Consider the following 15,505-nt stretch of genomic DNA (forward strand, 5'->3'; position numbering starts at 1 on the left):
AATGCCAGCAACAAGTGCATGACAGGCGGAAGGGACGGGGCTTTCCGCCGACCTGAGGGTCAGATGCCCAGCCGGTCGCGCAGCGAAAACCAGGTCATTGCGGCCACCAGCATCGGCCAGCGCAAGGCGACGCCGCCGGGGAAGCGCGGCTGCGGCAATGCGGCCATCAGGTCGAACCGCTCCGCCTGCCCGCGCAAAGCCTCGGCCATCAGCTTGCCTGCCAGCGTCGCCAGCGCGACCCCATGGCCGGAAAAGCCGGAGGCCGACAGGATATTGCCGGTCACGCGGGTAAAGCAGGGCAGTCGGTTCATGGTGATTGCCAGCGTCCCGCCCCAGGCGTAATCAATCCTCGCGTCGCGCAGTTGCGGATAGACCTCAAGCATTGGCTTTGACACGGTTTTCACGATGTCTGGAAACTTCCAGCCATAGCTTTCGCCGCCGCCGAACAGCAGGCGATTGTCTTCCGACAGGCGCCAGTAGTTCACCACGAATTTCGTATCCGCCACGGCGACGGGCTTTGACAGGATCTCTGCCGCGCGGTCGCCCAAAGGTTCGGTTGCGACGATGAAATTGTTGATCGGCATGACCTTGGCGGCCACCTGCGGCTCCAGCCCGCCAAGATAGCCGTTGCAGGCCAGCACCACATGATTGGCAACCACCCGGCCGTGGTTGGTGGCCACGGTCGCCGGGGTGCCCTTGTCGATCCGGTGCACTGGGCTGGTTTCATGGATCACCGCACCTGCCGCCGCCGCTGCCTGTGCCAGCCCCAGCGCGTAGTTCAAGGGGTGCACATGCCCGGCGCCCCAGTCGATTTCGCCGCCTTTGTAAGCGTCGGACCCGATCAGCGCGCGGATTCCGGCACGGTCCAGAACCTCCAACTGGTCATAGCCATAATCGCGATGCAGTTTTTCGGCATAAGTGTGGGTGTGGCGGACCTCGCGGTCATGCCAGCAGGCATGGGCCACGCCGGGATGGAAGGTGCAGGGCATCGCGTGATCGGCGATCAGCCCCTTGACCAGCGCCTTGGCCTCTTCCGCCATATCCCAGTAGCGGCGCGCGTTTTCGCGCCCGGCGATCCGCTCCATTTCTTCCTGGTCAAGCCGCTGGCCGCTGCCGACCTGCCCGCCGTTGCGCCCCGAGGCACCAAAGCCCACGCGATGCGCCTCCAGCACCACGACGCGCAGGCCGGCTTGCGCCAGATGCAGCGCGGCGGAAAGGCCGGTATAGCCTGCACCGATCACGCAGACATCTGCGCGCACCTCGCCCCGCAGTTTGGGGAAGGGGGCAAGCTCGGCCTTGGTGGCGGCGTAAAAGCTGGCCGGGTAGTGGCCCGGCCGGTCGTTTGCGTAAAGAAGGTTCATGCGAGCCTCAGACGTTCAGCAGAAGATGCTCGCGCTCCCACGGGCTGATGACTTGCAGGAACTCTTTGTACTCATTGCGCTTTACGCTGTCATAGACACCGCAGAAGGTGACACCCAGCACCTCGCGCAGCGGGCCGTCCTCTTCCAGAAGGTCCAGCGCATCGCCAAGGTTGTAGGGGATGTCGTCGCTGTCGATATAGGCGTTGGTCGTGCATTCGGCGCGCGGCATCTGCTTTTCCTTCAGCCCCAGATAGCCGCAGGCAAGGCTGGCGGCGATGCCCAGATAGGGGTTGCAATCCATGCCCGGCAGCCGGTTTTCCACCCGCCGTGCCGACGGGCCGGAGATCGGCACGCGCAGCCCGGTGGTGCGGTTGTCGCGGCCCCATTCCAGATTGATCGGCGCCGCGAAGTCGGGGACATAGCGGCGATAGCTGTTCACATAGGGCGCGAGCAACGCGATGGCGGCCGGAAGGTGGTTCTGCATCCCGGCGATGAAATGCAGGAATTCCAGCGTCTCGCCGCCCTCGGCATCGGAAAAGATATTGGCGCCGGTTGCCGTATCCACCACCGAGTGATGGATATGCATGGCCGATCCCGGCTCGCCCGCAATGGGCTTGGCCATGAAGGTGGCGAAGCAATCGTGGCGCAGCGCCGCCTCGCGGATCAGCCGCTTGAAGAAGAACACGTCATCGGCCAGCCGCACCGGATCGCCATGCGCGAGGTTCAACTCGATCTGCCCGGCGCCGCCTTCCTGAAGAATACCGTCAATCTCCAGCCCCTGCGCCTCGGCGAAATCATAAATGTCGTCGATGACCTTGCCGTATTCATCCACCGCCGACAGGCTGTAAGCCTGTTTCTGCGCGGCGCGGCGGCCGGTGCGGCCCATGGGGGGCTGGATCGGCTGGTTCGGGTCGGTGTTGCGGGCGGTCAGGAAGAATTCCATCTCGGGCGCGACAACCGGGGTCCAGCCCTCGGCCTTGAACAGATCGACCACACGTTTCAGCACGTTGCGCGGGCTGAAGGCAACCGGATTGCCCTGCTGGTCCTGCGCGTCATGGATCACCTGAAGCGTGACATCGGCGGTCCAGGGAGCGGCGGTGGCGGTCGTGAAATCCGGCACAAGGATCATGTCGGGTTCTGTAAAGGCATCGAAAGGATTGTCGGCCCATTCGCCGGTGATGGTTTGCAGGAAGATCGAGTTCGGCAGGAAATAGCTGGTTTGCTTGCCGAATTTCGCGGCCGGCATCGCCTTGCCGCGCGCCACACCGGCGACGTCGCCGATCACGCATTCCACCTCGTCCACGCGGCGGTTGGCAATATAGTTCCGGGCTGCCTCGGGCAGCTTGCTCGTCCAATCGGACATGGGTCACACTCTGGTTTTGGCCTTGCGGCCTCAGTTTTCCCCGCGAGGGGCTTTGAAAAATGCGGCAATCCGGCGCGCAATGGTCTGGTCATGGATCGGCGTGCCAAGGCGCGCGCCCGCCTTGGCCATCACCTCGTCAGGCACAACGCCCTTGCCCCGGGTCTTCATCAGCCCGTCTACGAATTCATCGCGGAATTCGGGATGGGCCTGCACGGTCAGCGCCCGGTCATCATAGACCAGCGCGGCATTTTCGCAGAAGGCATTGCTGCCGATCACCTCGGCGCCTTCCGGCAGCGCGACCACCTGATCACGGTGCCATGCGTTAAGGGTCAGCGTCTCGTCGCCAAAGGCGTAGTCGGTCGGCCCCACCGCCCAGCCGCCGTCGAACCTTTCGACCTTGCCCCCCAGCGCCTGCGCGATGATCTGGTGGCCAAAGCAGATCCCGACCATCGGCACATGTTCGGCATAGGCGCGGCGGATGAAATCCTCCAGCGGCTTGATGAAGGGATGATCCTCGTAGGCGCCATGGCGCGAGCCGGTAATCAGCCAGCCGTCACAGTCATGCACATCGGCGGGAAACTCCATGTCCACCACGCGATAGGTGCGGAAGTCGAAGCCGTTGCCGTCCAGCAGTCGGGCAAACATGTCGGGGTAATCCCCCATCTGCGGCGCAAGCGCGTCAGGGGCGAGGCCGGTTTGCAGGATGCCGATACGCATGGATAACCTGTGTCAGTGATACGGAAAATGTAGCAACCTGCCCCCCCTGACGGCAAGGGGGGCAAGGCATCACACGGTGTCGAGATAAAGTTCGACCTGTTCCTCGGGGCTGAGCTCTGCCAGGTAATGCAGTTCCTGCCGTTTGGTCAGCACCAGATTGTGAATCAAGTCGGGCGACAGGATGCGCGGCATGATGGTCGAGCTTTCGAAGGCGTTGATGGCTTCGGCCCAGTTCGCCGGGATCTGCGGCAGGTCCAGCGCATAGGCATTGCCGGTGATGGGCGAGGGCGGCTCCATCTCGTCCTCGATGCCGACAAGTGCCGCGCCAAGGATGGTGGCAAGCATGAGGTAGGGGTTCACGTCGCCCCCCGCCACGCGATGTTCCACCCTCCGGGCCGAGGGGCTGCCGGCCGGAATGCGGATCGCCGCCGTGCGGTTTTCGTAGCCCCAGGCGATTGCGGTGGGCGCATGTTTACCCGGCACCAGCCGGTCATAGCTGTTCTGATGCGGCGCGAAGATCAGCGTGCTGTCATGCATCGCATGCAGGCAGCCCGCCACCGCCTGACGCAGCGCTGCCGTGCCCTTTGGCCCGCCGCTGTCAAAGATATTGTCGCCGTTCTTGTCGATCACGCTGAAATGGGTGTGCAGCCCCGAGCCGGAATATTCGGCATAGGGTTTCGCCATGAAGCTGGCGGCAAAGCCGTGACGGCGGGCCAGACCCTTCACCAGCATCTTGAACAGCCATGCGTCATCCGCCGCGCGCAGCGGATCGTCGCAATGCATCAGGTTCATCTCGAACTGGCCCAGTCCGGTTTCCGAAGTGGTGGTATCGGCCGGTATGTCCATCGCCTCGCAGGCGTCGTAAAGATCGGTGAAGAAGGTGTCGAAGGCATCAAGCGCCCGGATCGACAGGGTTTCCGCCGCCTTGCGCCGCTTGCCGGACCGGGGAGAGGCGGGCACCTGCATGGTCTTGCCGCTGTCGTCGATCAGAAAGAATTCCAGCTCCATCGCGCAAACCGGGGTCAGGCCGCGCGCCTTGTAGCGCTCCACCACTGCGCGCAGGGCATGGCGGGGGTCGCCGTCATAGGGTTGACCGTTTTCGCGGAACATCCAGATCGGCAGCAGCGCGGTTGGCGCCTCCAGCCAGGGCATCGGCATGAAGCCGCGTTCGGTGGGCTTCAGCACCCCATCCTGATCGCCCTGTTCAAAGACCAGCGGGCTGTCGTCGATGTCCTCGCCCCAGATGTCGAGGTTCAGCACCGAGAAGGGGAAGCGCGTGCCGTTCTTCACCACATTCTCGGCAAAGCGGGCGGGAATGCGCTTGCCGCGCGCCTGTCCGTTCAGGTCTGCCGCCGCTACCCGGATCGTGCGGACCTCAGGGTGTTTACGAAGCCAATCCTTCATACTCATCGTGTCATTCAAGACCGTCAGGCGCCGGTTCACCGTCGTGGGCCCTCGCGCCCGCCGGGGTGAGAGCCATGCCCTTGGCCCTTTCTCCCTTGTTCGATCCTTGCCATCCACGCCCGCCCGACGGGGCAGGGGACGCCATATGCCCCGCAGGGTGCACGGTTCGGGCGACGGCCCGAAGAATTTGATCAAATAATGGATACTATCGGATCAACCTCGGACGCAAGCGAATTTTGCTGCGAATGTTCGATGGCAGGTGCCGGTTCAGCCGCCGGTTCACGAATCCGAACAAAAGGATCAGCGTCGCGGTCAGCAGGATGAAATAAAAGGCGACGATCGGATAGGGCACGAAGGGGTTGAACGTCTTGTCCGCGAAGTAGTTCGCGTAATAAAGCGCGTCGCCCCTTTGCTGAAACGCCGGGAAGCCGGAAAAGAACACCAGCGTCGTGGCGTGGAACAGGAAGATCGCCTCGTTCGTATAGGCGGGCCAGGCCAGCCGCAGCATGGTAGGCCACTGGATGCGACGGAACTTGGACCAGCCATGGATGCCGTAAGCCTCGGCCGCCTCCAGATCGCCTTTCGGCACCGACATCAGGGCACCATAGAAGATTTCGGCGGCGTAAGCGGCGGTATTGAGGAACAGCACGATCAGCGCGCCCGCCCATGCGCTTGTCAGCCAGTTGGTTGCGATATGCAGGCCGAAAATGTCGATCCCGCCGCGCGGCAGCATCACCAGCGCCGAATAGGCAAGGAAGAACTGGATGAACAGCGGCGAGCCACGGAACACGAAGATGAACCATTCGGCCGGTTTGCGCGCCCAAGGGTTGTGCGAGGCTTTCGCCATGGCCAGCGCATTGGCGAAGAAAAAGCCGAACAGCAGCGCCAGCGCGCCGAAATAGATGTTCCAGATCAGGCCTGAGCCGATCAGGGTGAATTGCTGGCACAGGGTGAAATCGCTGCGCGGCAGCAGTTTCTCGCCATAGCCGAGGCTGCGGAAGGCATAGGCACCGACGGTTTCCCAGCAGGTCATTGCGCGGCCCTCCGCATCGCCTCACCGGCGGCGGTGGCCTGACCATGGTTCAGGCGTGCCGACAGGCGGCCCAGCAGAATTTCGGAAACGCGCGTCATGCAGAGATAGGCCACCAGCAGGAAGAGGAAATACCACAGCCGCCAGTCGGGATGCGGATAGGAATAGGCTTGGGTTTTGGCGCTGCCCAGTTCGCGCGCCCAGTAAACGATGTCCTTGACCCCCAGAAGAAACAGCAGCGGCGTCGCCTTGATCAGGATCATCCACAGGTTCGACAGGCCGGGCAGCGCATAGGTCCACATCTGCGGCACCAGAATCCTGCGGAACACCTGCCGGGGCGTCATGCCATAGCTTTCTGCGGTTTCAAGCTGCGCGCGCGGCACCGCATTCATGGCACCATAGAGCACATTGGCCGCGAAAGCGCCAAAGACGATGGAAAAGGTGAAGACCGCCAGACCGAAGCCGTAAAGCTGATGCCAGATCTGCGAGGAAGAATTCAACGGCACCTTGGCTTCGGGGCAGACACGGAATTCGAGGCCCTGCCGGATCGGCTCTTTCCAGTCGGGGCAGACGACCTGATGTTTCATCCACTCGACCCCCTGATCAAGCGCGATGACGAAGAACATGAAGAACACGATGTCGGGGACGCCCCGCACCATGACGATGTAGATTTTCCCCAGCCAGCTGACCGGCGCGATATGGCTGCGCGCCGCCATGGCGCCGCCAAAGCCGAAGGCCAGCGCGGTCGGCGCGGTCACGGCAAGCAGGGTCAGCACCGTCAGGAACGATGTGTAGAAGTCGAGGTGCTTGCCGGAGGTCAGATAGCAAAAAAGCCAGCTGAACCCTTCAAGCGCCTTCGGGTCGGCGCAATGGCTGAACATGGGGGACAGATCGCTGGGGCCGCACGGGGCAGGTCGGAAAGCCCCGCCGGACGAACCGGCGGGGCAGGGGCGAAATCAGAACAGCGGCGTTTCTTCGCCGAAGTGCTTTTTCAGCGCGGCGTTCAGGGTGCCGTCGGCTTTCATCGACTGGATCGCGGCAGTGAATTTCTCGCGCAGTTCCGTATCGCTTTGACGGAAGCCGAGGCCGACACCGCCGCCGAGTTCCACATCATCGCCCACGAACATCAGTTCGCCGTTCGACTGTTCCACATAAGGCTTCAGGAAGTCCTTGTCGGCGAAGACCGCTGCCGCCTCGCCGTTGCGCACGGCACCGATGGTTTCATCGGGGGTGGCGAATTCCAGCAGCGTGGCACCGGATTCGGCGACGTAGCCCGCCTGGATGGTGCCGACCTGCGCCGAGATGACGCCCTTCAGATCGGCGCCTTCTTCCGCAGCGACATAGGCCGAGGCGGCTGGCGGGAAGTAGTTTTCCGAGAAGCTGATGACCTTCGAGCGTTCGTCAGTGATGCTCATGCCCGCGATGATGACATCATAGTTGCCCGATTGCAGGTTCGGGATGATCGAATCCCAGTCGTTCGTCACCCATTCACAGGTGAGTTCGGCACGCTTGCACAGCTCGTCTCCGACTTCGCGTTCAAACCCGGCGACCTGACCGTTGTCGTCGATGAAGTTGAAGGGCGGGTAGGCGCCCTCGGTGCCCAGACGCACGGTCTGCGCGGCCGCGGCCCCGCCGGTCAGCGCCAGAAGCGCGGTGGCAAGAAGCAGTTTCTTCATTGGTAGTCTCCCCATGGTGATACGATTATGCGGGCCTGACAGGAGGGCAGCGCCCCATGTCAGGCCATGGTGGCCGAAAGGAAACCGCGCAGCCGTTCTGTCTGCGGATTTCCGAAAAGCTGATCAGGCGGGCCTTCCTCCTCGATCCGGCCCTGATGCAGGAAGACGACGTGATCGGACACATCATTGGCCATCTTCATGTCATGGGTCACGATGATCATGGTCCGGCCCTCCTCAGCCAGTGCCTTGATCACCTTCACCACTTCCTGTTCAAGTTCGGGGTCCAGCGCCGAGGTGGGTTCATCGAACAGAAGCGCGCGCGGCTCCATGCACAGGGCGCGGGCGATCGCGGCACGCTGCTGCTGGCCACCGGAAAGCTGCGCGGGCCAGGCATCGGCCTTGTCGGCAATGCCCACCTTGGCCAGATATTCGCGCGCTTTTGCCTCAACCTCTTTCGGGTCACGTTTCAGCACCGTCACCGGCGCTTCCATCACGTTTTGCAGGATGGTCAGATGCGCCCAAAGGTTGAACTGCTGGAACACCATCGACAGGTTGGTGCGGATCCGCAGCACCTGCGCCTTGTCGGCCGGGTGACGGTGCAGGCCGGTGCCCTTCCAGTGGACGGCCTCACCCTCGAACAGAATGTCGCCCTGCTGGCTGTCCTCCAGCAGGTTGCAGCACCGCAGAAGCGTCGATTTGCCGGACCCGGACGACCCGATGAGCGAAATGACATGGCCTTTCGGCGCAGCCAATCCAACGCCCTTCAGAACCTCCAGCGGACCGTAGGACTTGTGAAGATCGCGGATCTCGATGACCGGAACGGAACTGTCCGGGGCGGTCGTAAGTTTATCGGCAGTCACGGTTTCTCGCTTGTCGTTGGCCTGTCAGGCTCCCTTGACGGTCGAGTAGTGCGGAATTCCTGACGCATTGCAACGCCAATTGTGTCGGAACAAACAGAGTTGCCTGCAAAACGGGCAATCTGCCCGCCCGTTTTGGTCAGTCGCGTGCCAATACGGGCGGTGGCGGAATCGGCACGGCAAGATAGTCGGCGGCCGGAATGGTGATCAGCCCGCAAAGCCCCAGCGCCGCCCTGTCATCGGGGGGAAGCGTGACGATGGCATCGGCCACGGCCCCGGCCAGCGGCGCGGGGTCGGTGCCGCGGGCCGTGACATAGGGCAAGCCGGGGGTGGGTTCCGTCAGGCCAATGACACGGAGCCGCGCCGACAGCTCTGGCTCCCATCGCATCAAAAGCCGCCATGTCACCGCATCCAGGCTGGCCCAATCGGCCCGGCCTTCGACCAAGGCACGGGCAGAGGCGACATGGCCGCCGGTTTCCAGCGCGGGGCGGATCGGCATCCCGAGGTGAGCCATATGGTTCGCCGCCGCCGCCCAGCCGGATTGCGAGCGCGGCTCGTTGAAGGCAAAGGCTGCATTGGCGAAATCGGCCGGTTCCGCTCGTGGATCATCGCCGCGCGCGACCAGAACGCTGCGATAATAGCCGGGCGGGCAGCCTTCCACGCCGAAATCCGGGGTGCCGACCAGTGTCACCACATCCTTCAATTCTGTGCGGTAAGGCATGCCACAGGTCTGCGACAGCAACAGGTCGGGCGAATGCCACCCGGCCCACCACGCGCGTTCGTCGCGGGTCAGCGCGTCGGGGGCGTCGATGCCACGCTTGCGCAGGCCGTCGCGGATCAGCGACCAGTAAAGATCGGTCGAGGCGCGCAATTCGGGGCGGTCATACATGCCAAGGGCGGCGATCATTGCGCCGCCTCTGCCCGCTGCCGCGCCTGTGCGGATTCCACATCGGTCAGCCCCAGCAGGTTTGAAATCAGCCGCAAGACCTGATCCTCGTCATCCGAGCGTTCGCCGTCGGCCAGCGCCACGGTCCAGAGCCCCTCGACCAGCGCCGCCCGCGCCTCCAGCGGCACTGCCTCTTTCAGTGCACGGGTAAAACGCACCGTATCGGGGGCCGAAGCTTCCAGTGCCTCGGCCTCGGCGCGCAATGCAGCGGCTGCAAAGGGCGAAAGGCCATGCGTGCGCGCCAGAACCGCGTCGATCCTTGCCTGTTCGGCAGGGTCATAGATGCCATCCGCCCGCGCCACACGCACCAGCAAGGCCGCAAGCGCGATTTGTGCCTCGTCGGCGCCAAGACGGGCCGGGGCCGGGGAGGTCAGATGTCGAAGCAGCTTTTCAAACATTGCAGATCCCGTTCATTGCCCTCAGCCCGCGTCCCATCCGGTCACGATTACCACATCTGCGCGTGAGACGGGTTCCCGCAGCGCTTTGGCGGCCTGATATTCCGGGCTGTGATAACAGGCTGTCGCCGCTTCGAGGCTGGGAAATTCCAGGACCACAGTGCGGGCGCGGGCCGTGCCCTCGACCACCTGTTGCGCCCCGCCCCGCACCAGAAACCGCGCACCATGTTGCGCGAAAGGCAGCGCATTGGCCTGCCGGTAGGCATCGTAAGCCTCGGCATCGTCAATATCGACATGGGCAACCCAATAGGCTTTGGTCATGCCTGCTCTCCCGGTATGCGGATATGGCCTTGTGCCACCGGGACGGCGCCGCCGCGAATGCGGATCGCGCGCAGCCCGTCCGGGCCGTAGTCAACCGTCATGGTCAGATCGGAGGCGCGACCCATCTCGACCCCTTGCCGCAGCCGGAACACTTGCGTGCCGCTGCGCAAAACCCGCGCGGCCCGCAACTGCGCCGCCAGAATGGCGGTGGCGGAGCCGGTGGCCGGGTCTTCCGGGATGCCCGCGGTGGGTGAAAACATCCGCGCGCGGAAATCGCAATCTGTGCCTTCGGTGTAAAGATAAGCGCTGTCCACCCCGGCGCTGTCCATCAGCCCGGACCAGTGCGGTTCGATCGGGCGGGCACGCGCCAGCACTTCCAGAGAAGAGACGGGAACGTAGAGAAAACTTGGCCCGCCCTGCCAGATGCCGGGGCGATGGGCGGCGAAACCGATGTCGGCCTCATCAATGTCCAGCGCCTTGGCAATCAGGTCAGCAGGGGCCTGACCGGGTGCTGCCTTGGGCAGCACCGGGGCGGTGAATTCGGCTTCCACCACATCACCGCGCCGCATGACGGACACCGGAACCAGCCCGGCTTCTTCCTCGAGCGCCAGATCAGCGGTGAAATCACCGGGGCCCTGCGCGCGGGTGGCCAGAAGGATGGCGCAGCCTATAGTTGGATGACCGGCGAAGGGAATCTCGGCCGTCGGAAAGAAGATCCGAACCCGCGCGGTATGTGCGGGGTTCACCGGGGGCTGGACGAAAATCGTCTCGGACAGGTTGAATTCGCGCGCGATGACCTGCATCTGTCGCGCCGACAGCACCTCGGCCCCCAGCACCACGGCCAGCGGGTTCCCGGCAAAGGGCCTGTCGGTGAAAACGTCCAGCGTGTGAAATTCCAGCATGTCGGTCATGGTGCCTTGAACAGCCTTGAAAGATCGGCCGCCGTCTCGGCCAGACCCCAGGGTGGGTTCACCACAAACATGCCCGAGCCGATCATGCGGTGCCCCGGACGCACGGGCGGAAAGCGCACTTCGTGGCGCAGGTGATCGGGGTGGTTCTGCTCCAGCCTCTCCAGCATGCCGCGATGTGCGCCCGTGGTCAGGATCGGATACCAGAGCATCAGGATCCCCACGTTCCATTTCCGCGCGATGGCGGCGAAATGCTTGGGGATGGCCTGATAATCCTCCTTCACCTCATAGGAGGGATCGCACAGCAGCAGCCCGCGCCGGGGCGTGGGCGGCGTCAGCGCCAGCGCAAGGTCAAAGCCGTCGCGCTTGTAGATATGCGCCGAAAAATGCGCCATCGCCTCGGTCAGGGCGGCATGTTCCTGCGGGTGCAGCTCGGCCAGATGGATCTTGTCCATGTCGCGCAACGACAGTGCGGCGACCATGGGCGAGCCGGGATAGGCCATTTCCCCCCAGCGCCCGCGCACCGCATTCAGCCGCTGCCGATAGGGGTGATCTACGGGCAAGCGGCGTTCCAGCGCCGAAATGCCGCCAGCCGCCTCGCCCGTTTTCAGCGCCTCGTCGCTGCCAAGGTCATAAAGCCCGCGACCGGCGTGCGTCTCGATATAGGTAAGCGGCTTGTCCTTGCCCACAAGATATTGCAGGGCCGAGGCCAGCAGCGCGTGTTTCTGCACATCGGCCGGGTTCCCGGCATGGTAGATATGTTGGTAAGACAGCATGGGTCAGGCGTAGCCCCGGCAGGGCTGCGCCGCAAGAGAAATAGCCGTGAGCAGCGTCACAGCCGCGCGGCGAGGCGGGTGCCCTGGTCGATGGCACGCTTGGCATCCAGTTCCGCGGCCACATCGGCACCACCGATGATATGGAAGGCACGGCCCGCAGCCTCCAGCGCCGGGGCAAGGCTTCGGTCGGGGTCTTGCCCGGCGCAGATCACCACCGTATCCACCGGCAGAAGCTGCGGCTCACCGTTCACTGTGACGGCAAGCCCTTCTGGCGTGATCGCGTCATAGGCCACCCCGCCCAGCATCTTCACCCCCTTCATCTGCAACGTGGCACGGTGAATCCAGCCGGTCGTCTTGCCCAGCTTGCGGCCCGGCTTTTCGGGTTTGCGCTGCAACAGCCAGACCTGCCGCGCGGGCGCTTCGGGCTTCGGACCTTCGGGGACAAGGCCGCCCGCCACCTGCGCCGGATCGCCGACACCCCATTCGCGGCGCCAGAGCGCCGGGTCCAGCGCGGGGCTGGTGCCGTGATGGGTCAGGAATTCGGCGACATCGAAACCGATGCCGCCCGCCCCCACGACCGCCACGCGCTTCCCGGCGGGGGCACCACGCAAGACCTCGCGGTAGCCCAGAACCTGCGGCAGATCCTCACCCGCGATCCCGGCGGTGCGCGGGGTGATGCCGGTGGCGAGGATGACCTCGTCGAAGCCTTCCAGCATGTCGGGCGTCACCTCGTTATCTAGACGCAGATCGACGGTGGAGGCGGCGATACTCGCCTCAAACCAGTCGATCAACCCGCGAAACTCCTCCTTGCCGGGGATGCTGGCGGCCAGATGCAATTGCCCGCCCACGCGCGCGGCACGGTCGAAAAGCGTGACGGCATGGCCGCGCCCTGCGGCGGTCAGCGCCGCAGACAGGCCCGCCGGTCCGGCGCCGACCACGGCGATGCGGCGCGGGGTATCCGTGGGGGCGATGACCAGCTCGGTTTCATGGCAGGCGCGCGGGTTCACAAGGCAGGAGGTCAGTTTGCCGCTGAATGTGTGGTCCAGACAGGCCTGGTTGCAGGCGATGCAGGGCGCGATCTGCGCCGCCCGGCCTGCCGCCGTCTTTGCCACGAAATCCGGGTCGGCAAGGAAGGGCCGCGCCATCGACACCATATCGGCCTGTCCCCCGGCCAGCAGCCCTTCGGCCACATCCGGCGTGTTGATGCGGTTCGAGGTAATGACCGGAATGCCAACCTCCGGCCGCAGGCGCCCGGTCAGATGCGCGAAGGCCGCGCGCGGAACCGAGGTGGCGATGGTCGGCACCCGCGCCTCATGCCAGCCGATGCCGGTGTTCAGCACCGAAGCCCCCGCCGCCTCGATGGCCTTGGCCAGCGTCACGACCTCGTCCCAGGTCGAGCCATCGGGGATCAGGTCAATCAGCGAGATGCGATAGATCAGGATGGCATCGCCAATGGCCGCGCGCACCCGGCGCACCACTTCCACCGGCAGGCGCATACGGTTTTCGTAAGACCCGCCCCAGCGGTCGTTGCGACGGTTCACATGGGTCACGAGAAACTGGTTGAGGAAATAGCCCTCGGACCCCATGACCTCGACCCCGTCATAACCGGCCTCGATGGCGCGGGCGGCGGCGGTCACGATATCGGCGATCTGTTTCTCGATCCCCTCCTCATCCAGTTCCTTGGGCGGGAAGGGCGAGATCGGCGATTTGACGGCAGAGGCCGAGACGCATTCGGGTCCATAGGCATAGCGGCCCGCATGCAGGATCTGCATGGCGATCCGCCCACCCGCATCATGCACCCGGTCGGTGACGATGCGGTGGTTGGCGATGTCCTGCGGCGCGAACAGGCCGGCGGCACCCGGAAACACCCCGCCCTCGCGGTTGGGCGCCATGCCGCCGGTGACCATCAGCCCGACCCCGCCCCGCGCGCGGGTGGCATAGAATTCCGCCACGCGGTTCCAGTCGCCGGTTTCCTCCAGCCCCGTGTGCATGGACCCCATCATCACGCGGTTGGGCAGCGTCACGGCGCCGAGCGTGATCGGCGACAGAAGATGTGGATAGGTCATGCGGCTGGCTCCTCCCGTAGCGAAGGGCAGACTGGCAAAGCCGCCCGCCGCTGTCACGGCCAACGCTGCGTCACGAACGGATCAGAACACCACGCCCATACGCAGGATGAAGCAGCCGAAGGGGCGGTTTTCTGTGCAGCGGACCACGGCGTAACAGCCGGGGGCATGGGCGTAGAAGGCCTGCCGCTCAATGGAGCGGGCCACTGCACCCTCGGTCAGGGCGGGGCGCAGCACATCCAGCGCGGCGACATGAACCGGATCGGGGCGGTCGCCCACGCCGTCGCGTTCCATCCACAGGGCACCATAGTCGGTGAAGCCGTCCAGCGGCATCAGCGTAGTGATCAGGCGCAGCCCCTCGACCACATCAAGGCCCGCAAGATCGACCACGCGCCCGCTGCGCGTGGGCAGCGCGAAGGCCGGGTAATTGCTGTCCACCACCGCAAGCTCGTCGCCATGGCCCATGCGCATCAGCACATCCATGAGATCGGGTGTAACCCGCGGGTCGATCCCTTTCAGCATCGGCGCCTCCCTGCCGGTTGAGGCCGCGGCGGAAAGGGCGTATCCCCGCCGCGACTGGATCGGGAGCAAAGCATGGACTCAAAGGCGGTGGAAGCCCTGTTTACCCGCAGCGATGGCAGCTATCTCTGTGCCCGCTGGGGACGCCCCATCGTGCCGGTGGTCTTTGGCGTCGAAGATGCCACGCTGTCGGTGGTGAAAGGCGCCATCGAGGCGGTGGTGGCGCTGGCCGGGCATCGCATGGCCGAGACCGACCCGGAACTGGGCGCCAATCTGATGGTGTTCTTCTTCCGCGACTGGGCAGAGCTGCCGCAGGTCCCGAACCTCGACCGGCTGGTGCCGGATCTGGCGCCGCTGTGCGACCGGCTGGCGGCGGCGGGCGCGAACCAGTATCGCGCCTTCCGCTTTGACGAGGCGGGCGCGATCCGGGCGGTCTTCGTCTTCATACGCATGGATGATGTGTTGTCCGAGATGCCTGCGGAGACGCTGGCGCTGTCGCAGGCGGCGCAGGTGATCCTGTTGTGGTCGGATACCGCCTTTGCCGAGACCTCGCCACTGGCCCGGGCGGGCGAGGCTGTGGTGTTGCGCCCCGAAATCGGCGCGGTGATCCGCGCCGCCTATGATCCGGTCATGCCGGTCGTGGCGCGTGAGGCGAGCCATGCCCTGCGTCTGGCGGCGCGGATCGGATGAAGGGAAGGGGGCTTTCCGCCCCTCGCCCCTGCGGGGCTGATCCCCGAGGATATTTTGACCAAGGTAAAAGCAGATGAGCCATAGCCATGCCGTGCGGGTCTATTACGAGGACACCGATCTTGCCGGGATCGTCTATTACGCCAATTATCTGAAATTCATCGAACGCGGGCGCAGCGAATGGGTGCGCACACGCGGCGTGGATCAGGGGCGGCTGAAAGCTGAAACCGGCATCGTCTTTGCCGTTCGGCGGGTCGAGGCCGATTATCTGCGCCCCGCTGTGTTTGACGATCTTCTGACCGTGACGACCGAACTGCGGACGCTGGGCGGGGCGCGGATCGACCTTTGGCAGCAGGTTCTTCGCGGCGACGCGGTGCTGTTTACAGCGGCGGTCACGCTGGTCTGCCTTGGGGCGGACGGCCGGGCGCATCGCTTGCCGGATGCGATCAGGGCGCTTCTGGCCCCGGTTTGATGTTTTTGCA

At 64.5% G+C, this 15,505-nt stretch carries 17 protein-coding genes; 2 read left to right on the forward strand and 15 right to left on the reverse strand.

Annotated features, from left to right (window positions below):
• Positions 1-59 precede the first annotated feature (59 nt).
• From D2N39_RS08215 to D2N39_RS08285, 15 genes are all read right to left on the reverse strand, one after another.
• The gene (locus tag D2N39_RS08215; RefSeq protein ID WP_119134279.1) at positions 60-1,361 is read right to left on the reverse strand and encodes an NAD(P)/FAD-dependent oxidoreductase; all 1,302 of its coding nucleotides are present in this window, start codon (positions 1,359-1,361) and stop codon (positions 60-62) included.
• A gap of 7 nt (positions 1,362-1,368) precedes the next feature.
• Positions 1,369-2,724 (reverse strand): glutamine synthetase family protein, encoded by a 1,356-nt coding sequence (locus D2N39_RS08220; protein ID WP_119134280.1) that lies wholly within the window; start codon positions 2,722-2,724, stop codon positions 1,369-1,371.
• A gap of 30 nt (positions 2,725-2,754) precedes the next feature.
• The gene (locus D2N39_RS08225; protein WP_119134281.1) at positions 2,755-3,441 is read right to left on the reverse strand and encodes a type 1 glutamine amidotransferase; all 687 of its coding nucleotides are present in this window, start codon (positions 3,439-3,441) and stop codon (positions 2,755-2,757) included.
• A gap of 69 nt (positions 3,442-3,510) precedes the next feature.
• Positions 3,511-4,845, reverse strand: a complete 1,335-nt coding sequence (locus tag D2N39_RS08230; RefSeq protein ID WP_119134282.1) for a glutamine synthetase family protein — start codon at positions 4,843-4,845, stop codon at positions 3,511-3,513.
• Positions 4,846-5,050: 205 nt separating this feature from the next.
• A complete protein-coding gene (locus D2N39_RS08235; RefSeq protein WP_119134283.1) occupies positions 5,051-5,878 on the reverse strand; it encodes an ABC transporter permease in 828 nt (275 codons plus the stop codon).
• The gene (locus D2N39_RS08240; protein ID WP_119134284.1) at positions 5,875-6,756 is read right to left on the reverse strand and encodes an ABC transporter permease; all 882 of its coding nucleotides are present in this window, start codon (positions 6,754-6,756) and stop codon (positions 5,875-5,877) included. The genes D2N39_RS08235 and D2N39_RS08240 overlap by 4 nt, the downstream gene beginning before the upstream one ends.
• Positions 6,757-6,831: 75 nt before the next feature.
• A complete protein-coding gene (locus tag D2N39_RS08245; protein ID WP_119134285.1) occupies positions 6,832-7,551 on the reverse strand; it encodes a transporter substrate-binding domain-containing protein in 720 nt (239 codons plus the stop codon).
• A 59-nt stretch (positions 7,552-7,610) separates the two neighbouring features.
• Positions 7,611-8,411 (reverse strand): ABC transporter ATP-binding protein, encoded by an 801-nt coding sequence (locus tag D2N39_RS08250; RefSeq protein WP_119134286.1) that lies wholly within the window; start codon positions 8,409-8,411, stop codon positions 7,611-7,613.
• 136 nt (positions 8,412-8,547) lie between these two features.
• Entirely contained in the window at positions 8,548-9,315 is a 768-nt protein-coding gene (locus D2N39_RS08255) for a phosphate/phosphite/phosphonate ABC transporter substrate-binding protein (protein ID WP_119134287.1), read from the reverse strand.
• A complete protein-coding gene (locus tag D2N39_RS08260) occupies positions 9,312-9,752 on the reverse strand; it encodes a tellurite resistance TerB family protein (RefSeq protein WP_119134288.1) in 441 nt (146 codons plus the stop codon). Before D2N39_RS08260 ends, D2N39_RS08255 begins: the two co-directional genes overlap by 4 nt.
• Before the next feature lie 21 nt (positions 9,753-9,773).
• The gene (locus D2N39_RS08265) at positions 9,774-10,070 is read right to left on the reverse strand and encodes a DUF1330 domain-containing protein (RefSeq protein WP_119134289.1); all 297 of its coding nucleotides are present in this window, start codon (positions 10,068-10,070) and stop codon (positions 9,774-9,776) included.
• Entirely contained in the window at positions 10,067-10,981 is a 915-nt protein-coding gene (locus D2N39_RS08270) for a PhzF family phenazine biosynthesis protein (RefSeq protein ID WP_233557086.1), read from the reverse strand. Before D2N39_RS08270 ends, D2N39_RS08265 begins: the two co-directional genes overlap by 4 nt.
• The gene (gene rlmJ, locus D2N39_RS08275; RefSeq protein WP_119134290.1) at positions 10,978-11,754 is read right to left on the reverse strand and encodes a 23S rRNA (adenine(2030)-N(6))-methyltransferase RlmJ; all 777 of its coding nucleotides are present in this window, start codon (positions 11,752-11,754) and stop codon (positions 10,978-10,980) included. Before rlmJ ends, D2N39_RS08270 begins: the two co-directional genes overlap by 4 nt.
• Positions 11,755-11,810: 56 nt before the next feature.
• Positions 11,811-13,820 carry an NADPH-dependent 2,4-dienoyl-CoA reductase gene (locus D2N39_RS08280; protein ID WP_119134291.1) on the reverse strand — a complete coding sequence of 670 codons (2,010 nt, stop codon included), beginning with the start codon at positions 13,818-13,820 and terminating at the stop codon, positions 11,811-11,813.
• An 81-nt stretch (positions 13,821-13,901) separates the two neighbouring features.
• Entirely contained in the window at positions 13,902-14,339 is a 438-nt protein-coding gene (locus D2N39_RS08285) for an RbsD/FucU family protein (RefSeq protein ID WP_119134292.1), read from the reverse strand.
• A 72-nt stretch (positions 14,340-14,411) separates the two neighbouring features.
• Here D2N39_RS08285 and D2N39_RS08290 point away from each other — a divergent pair, with 72 nt between their 5' ends.
• Together D2N39_RS08290 and ybgC are read left to right on the forward strand one after the other, a co-directional pair.
• On the forward strand, positions 14,412-15,026 hold the full coding sequence (locus D2N39_RS08290; RefSeq protein WP_119134293.1) for a hypothetical protein: 615 nt from the start codon (positions 14,412-14,414) through the stop codon (positions 15,024-15,026).
• A 73-nt stretch (positions 15,027-15,099) separates the two neighbouring features.
• On the forward strand, positions 15,100-15,495 hold the full coding sequence (gene ybgC / locus D2N39_RS08295) for a tol-pal system-associated acyl-CoA thioesterase (RefSeq protein WP_119134294.1): 396 nt from the start codon (positions 15,100-15,102) through the stop codon (positions 15,493-15,495).
• Positions 15,496-15,505 lie beyond the last annotated feature (10 nt).

Source organism: Gemmobacter lutimaris (genome assembly GCF_003570715.1).
In the GTDB taxonomy this organism is placed as follows: Bacteria; Pseudomonadota; Alphaproteobacteria; order Rhodobacterales; family Rhodobacteraceae; genus Gemmobacter; species Gemmobacter lutimaris.

Coding starts and splice junctions, on each gene's coding strand:
- D2N39_RS08215 (WP_119134279.1), bottom strand. CDS start 1,361: ATGAACCTTCTTTACGCAAACGACCGGCCGGGCCACTACCCGGCCAGC.
- D2N39_RS08220 (WP_119134280.1), bottom strand. CDS start 2,724: ATGTCCGATTGGACGAGCAAGCTGCCCGAGGCAGCCCGGAACTATATT.
- D2N39_RS08225 (WP_119134281.1), bottom strand. CDS start 3,441: ATGCGTATCGGCATCCTGCAAACCGGCCTCGCCCCTGACGCGCTTGCG.
- D2N39_RS08230 (WP_119134282.1), bottom strand. CDS start 4,845: ATGAAGGATTGGCTTCGTAAACACCCTGAGGTCCGCACGATCCGGGTA.
- D2N39_RS08235 (WP_119134283.1), bottom strand. CDS start 5,878: ATGACCTGCTGGGAAACCGTCGGTGCCTATGCCTTCCGCAGCCTCGGC.
- D2N39_RS08240 (WP_119134284.1), bottom strand. CDS start 6,756: ATGTTCAGCCATTGCGCCGACCCGAAGGCGCTTGAAGGGTTCAGCTGG.
- D2N39_RS08245 (WP_119134285.1), bottom strand. CDS start 7,551: ATGAAGAAACTGCTTCTTGCCACCGCGCTTCTGGCGCTGACCGGCGGG.
- D2N39_RS08255 (WP_119134287.1), bottom strand. CDS start 9,315: ATGATCGCCGCCCTTGGCATGTATGACCGCCCCGAATTGCGCGCCTCG.
- D2N39_RS08260 (WP_119134288.1), bottom strand. CDS start 9,752: ATGTTTGAAAAGCTGCTTCGACATCTGACCTCCCCGGCCCCGGCCCGT.
- D2N39_RS08265 (WP_119134289.1), bottom strand. CDS start 10,070: ATGACCAAAGCCTATTGGGTTGCCCATGTCGATATTGACGATGCCGAG.
- D2N39_RS08270 (WP_233557086.1), bottom strand. CDS start 10,981: ATGACCGACATGCTGGAATTTCACACGCTGGACGTTTTCACCGACAGG.
- rlmJ (WP_119134290.1), bottom strand. CDS start 11,754: ATGCTGTCTTACCAACATATCTACCATGCCGGGAACCCGGCCGATGTG.
- D2N39_RS08280 (WP_119134291.1), bottom strand. CDS start 13,820: ATGACCTATCCACATCTTCTGTCGCCGATCACGCTCGGCGCCGTGACG.
- D2N39_RS08285 (WP_119134292.1), bottom strand. CDS start 14,339: ATGCTGAAAGGGATCGACCCGCGGGTTACACCCGATCTCATGGATGTG.
- D2N39_RS08290 (WP_119134293.1), top strand. CDS start 14,412: ATGGACTCAAAGGCGGTGGAAGCCCTGTTTACCCGCAGCGATGGCAGC.
- ybgC (WP_119134294.1), top strand. CDS start 15,100: ATGAGCCATAGCCATGCCGTGCGGGTCTATTACGAGGACACCGATCTT.